The organism is Phenylobacterium sp., from assembly GCF_041920015.1.
Classification (GTDB): Bacteria; Pseudomonadota; Alphaproteobacteria; order Caulobacterales; family Caulobacteraceae; genus Phenylobacterium.
This window is the reverse complement of sequence record NZ_JAYRST010000136.1, coordinates 1-3,570: the sequence shown is the minus strand read 5'-3', so window position 1 is coordinate 3,570 and position 3,570 is coordinate 1. Positions and strand designations below refer to the sequence as shown.

At 67.8% G+C, this 3,570-nt stretch carries 3 protein-coding genes; all 3 read right to left on the bottom strand.

Features of this window, described 5'->3' with window-relative positions:
• On the bottom strand, positions 1-1,352 hold a 1,352-nt coding region (gene atpD / locus ACE3TL_RS16705; protein WP_374579790.1), incomplete at its 3' end, for a F0F1 ATP synthase subunit beta.
• A gap of 18 nt (positions 1,353-1,370) precedes the next feature.
• A complete protein-coding gene (locus tag ACE3TL_RS16700; protein WP_374579789.1) occupies positions 1,371-2,240 on the bottom strand; it encodes a F0F1 ATP synthase subunit gamma in 870 nt (289 codons plus the stop codon).
• A gap of 19 nt (positions 2,241-2,259) precedes the next feature.
• Positions 2,260-3,570 (bottom strand): F0F1 ATP synthase subunit alpha (gene atpA / locus ACE3TL_RS16695; RefSeq protein ID WP_374579788.1); only part of this gene is annotated, 1,311 nt, incomplete at its 5' end.

The following is a 3,570-nucleotide window of genomic DNA, read 5'->3' as shown; positions in this document are numbered from 1 at the left end:
TGGATCTTCCGGGCGCGGGCCACGGTCAGCTTGTCCTCTTCCGACAGCTCGTCCATGCCCAGGATGGCGATGATGTCCTTCAGGGCCTTGTAGGCCTGCAGGGTTTCCTGGACGCGGCGGGCGACGCCGTAGTGCTCTTCACCGATCACCAGCGGGTCCATAATCCGCGAGGTGGAGTCCAGCGGGTCCACGGCCGGGAAGATGGCCTGGGCGGCGATGTCGCGCGACAGCACGGTGGTCGCGTCCAAGTGGGCGAACGAGGCGGCCGGCGCCGGGTCGGTCAGGTCGTCGGCGGGAACGTAGATGGCCTGGACCGAGGTGATCGAACCCTTGGAGGTCGAGGTGATGCGTTCCTGCAGGTTGCCCATCTCGGTGGCCAGCGTCGGCTGATAGCCCACGGCCGAGGGGATGCGGCCCAGCAGGGCGGACACTTCCGAACCGGCCTGGGTGAAGCGGAAGATGTTGTCGATGAACAGCAGAACGTCCTTGCCTTCCTGGTCGCGGAAGTATTCCGCCTGGGCCAGGCCGGTCAGGGCCACGCGGGCGCGGGCGCCCGGGGGTTCGTTCATCTGGCCGTAGACCAGGGTGCAACGGCTGTCGCCGCCGCCGCCGGGCTGGTTCACGTTCGACTCGATCATCTCGTGATAGAGGTCGTTGCCTTCGCGGGTGCGCTCACCGACGCCGGCCAGCACGGAGTAACCGCCGTAGGCCTTGGCGATGTTGTTGATCAGCTCCTGCATGGTCACGGTCTTGCCGACGCCCGCGCCGCCGAACAGGCCGATCTTGCCGCCCTTGGTGTAGGGGCAGAGCAGGTCGATGACCTTGATGCCGGTGACGAGCACTTCGGCCGCCGTCGACTGCTCGGCGAAGCTCGGCGCGTCGCGGTGGATCGGCGAGTAGAACTGGGTGTCGATGGGGCCGGCTTCGTCGATCGGCTCGCCGATGACGTTCATGATGCGGCCGAGGGTCGCCGGGCCGACCGGGACGGTGATCGCGCGGCCGGTGTCGGTGACCGGCTGGCCGCGGGTCAGGCCCTCGGTGGTGTCCATGGCGATGGTGCGGACGGTGTTCTCGCCCAGGTGCTGGGCCACTTCCAGCACCAGGCGGAACGGCGCGCCGGTGCGCTGGTCGGTGTTGGTGGTCTCCAGCGCGTTCATGATCGCCGGCAGGTGGCCGTCGAACTCGACGTCGACGACGGCGCCGATGATCTGCGAGATGCGGCCGGTGGCGGCGCTGGCGGCCGGAGCCGGAGCGGCCTTCTTGGCGGCGGCGGGAGCCTTCGGAGCCGCAGCCTTCGGCGCGGCCTTGGCGGCGGCGGGCTTCTTGGCGGGAGCCTTGGGGGTCGTGGCCATGAGTCTGACTCTTTCGGGTTAGAGCGCTTCGGCGCCGGAGATGATCTCGATCAGCTCCTTGGTGATCTGCGCCTGGCGTGAACGGTTATATTGCAGGGTGAGGCTGGCGATCATGTCGCCGGCGTTGCGCGTGGCGTTGTCCATCGCCGTCATCTGGGCGGCGTAGAACCCGGCCTGGTTTTCGAGCATGGCCGACAGCACCTGGACGGTCAGGTTCCGCGGCAGCAGGGTTTCGAGGATCTCCTCCTCGCCCGGCTCGTACTCGTAGGCCGCGCCCTTCAGGTCGATGGTCGCGCCGCCGCCCTGGACTTGGGCCGGGATGAGCTGGGTCACGGTCGGAACCTGCGACACCACCGACTGGAAGCGGCTGAACGCCAGGGTGACGACGTCGATCTCGCCGGCCTCGAACAGCTCGGTGATCTTGTCGGCCACAGGCTGGGCGTTGGCCATCGAGGGAACGCCGGCCTCGAAGACCGCCACGAAGCGGTCGCCGTACTGACGCTTGAGCTGGTCGCGCGCCTTCTTGCCGACGACCAGGAGCTTCACGTCCTTCCCCTGGCCGGTCAGCTCGTTGATCTTCTCGCGCGCGGCGCGGATGATCGCGGTATTGAAGCCGCCCGCCATGCCGCGGTCCGAGGTCGCCACGACCACCAGATGGCGGTCGCTGCGGCCCGTGCCGACCAGCAGCTTCGGCGCGCCGTCTCCCGACACGCCCGCCGCCAGGTTGGCGATGACCGAAGCCATGCGCTGGGCGTACGGGCGGGCGTTCTGCGCAGCGTCCTGGGAGCGGCGAAGCTTCGCCGCCGCCACCATCTGCATCGCCTTCGTGATCTTCTGCGTGGCTTTCACGCTTCCGATCCGATTGCGCATCTCCTTGAGGCTGGCCATCTCCTAAAGCTCCGCTGACTTACGCGAAGCTCTTGGCGAAGGCTTCGAGAGCTTCCTTCAGCTTGGCCTCAGTGTCCGCCTTCAGCTCCTTGCTGGTGCGGATGGTGTCCAGGATGTCCTGGTGCTTGGAGTGCAGGCGGGCCAGCAGCTCGCTTTCGAAGCGGCCGACGTCGGCGGTCGCGACGCCGTCGAGATAGCCGCGGGTGCCGGCGTAGATCACCGCCACCTGCTCTTCGACCGCCAGCGGCGAGTACTGGGCCTGCTTCAGCAGCTCGGTCAGGCGTTCGCCGCGCGCCAGCTGGCGCTGGGTCGTCGCGTCGAGGTCCGAACCGAACTTCGCGAAGGCGGCCATTTCACGGTACTGGGCCAGCTCGCCCTTGATCGGGCCCGAAGCCTGCTTCATCGCCTTGATCTGGGCCGAGGAGCCCACGCGGCTGACCGAGATGCCGACGTTCACGGCCGGGCGGATACCCTGGAAGAACAGGTCGGTTTCCAGGAAGATCTGGCCGTCGGTGATCGAGATCACGTTGGTCGGGATGTAGGCCGACACGTCGTTGGCCTGGGTTTCGATGACCGGCAGAGCGGTCAGCGAGCCCGAGCCGTTGTCTTCGTTCAGCTTCGCGGCGCGCTCCAGCAGGCGGCTATGCAGGTAGAAGACGTCGCCCGGATAGGCTTCGCGGCCCGGCGGACGGCGCAGCAGCAGCGACATCTGGCGGTAGGCGACGGCCTGCTTGGAAAGGTCGTCATAGATGATGACGGCGTGCATGCCGTTGTCGCGGAACCACTCGCCCATGGCGCAGCCCGCGAACGGGGCCAGGAACTGCAGCGGGGCCGGTTCCGAGGCGGTGGCGGAGACGACGATGGTGTAGTCCAGGGCGCCGCGCTCTTCGAGCGTCTTGACGATCTGGGCGACGGTGGAGCGCTTCTGGCCGATAGCGACGTAGATGCAGTAGAGCTTGGCGCTCTCGTCGTCGCCGGCGTTGATCGACTTCTGGTTCAGGATGGTGTCGATCGCGACGGCGGTCTTGCCGGTCTGACGGTCGCCGATGACCAGCTCGCGCTGGCCCCGGCCGACCGGGATCAGCGAGTCGATGGCCTTCAGGCCGGTCTGCACCGGCTCGTGCACCGACTTCCGCGGGATGATGCCCGGCGCCTTGACGTCCACGCGGCGGCGTTCGGCCACGTTCTGGATCGGGCCCTTGCCGTCGATCGGCTCGCCCAGCGGGTTGACGACGCGGCCCAGCAGGCCCTTGCCGACCGGCACGTCCACGATTTCCGACAGGCGGCGGACTTCGTCGCCTTCCTTGATGGCGCGGTCTTCGCCGAAGAT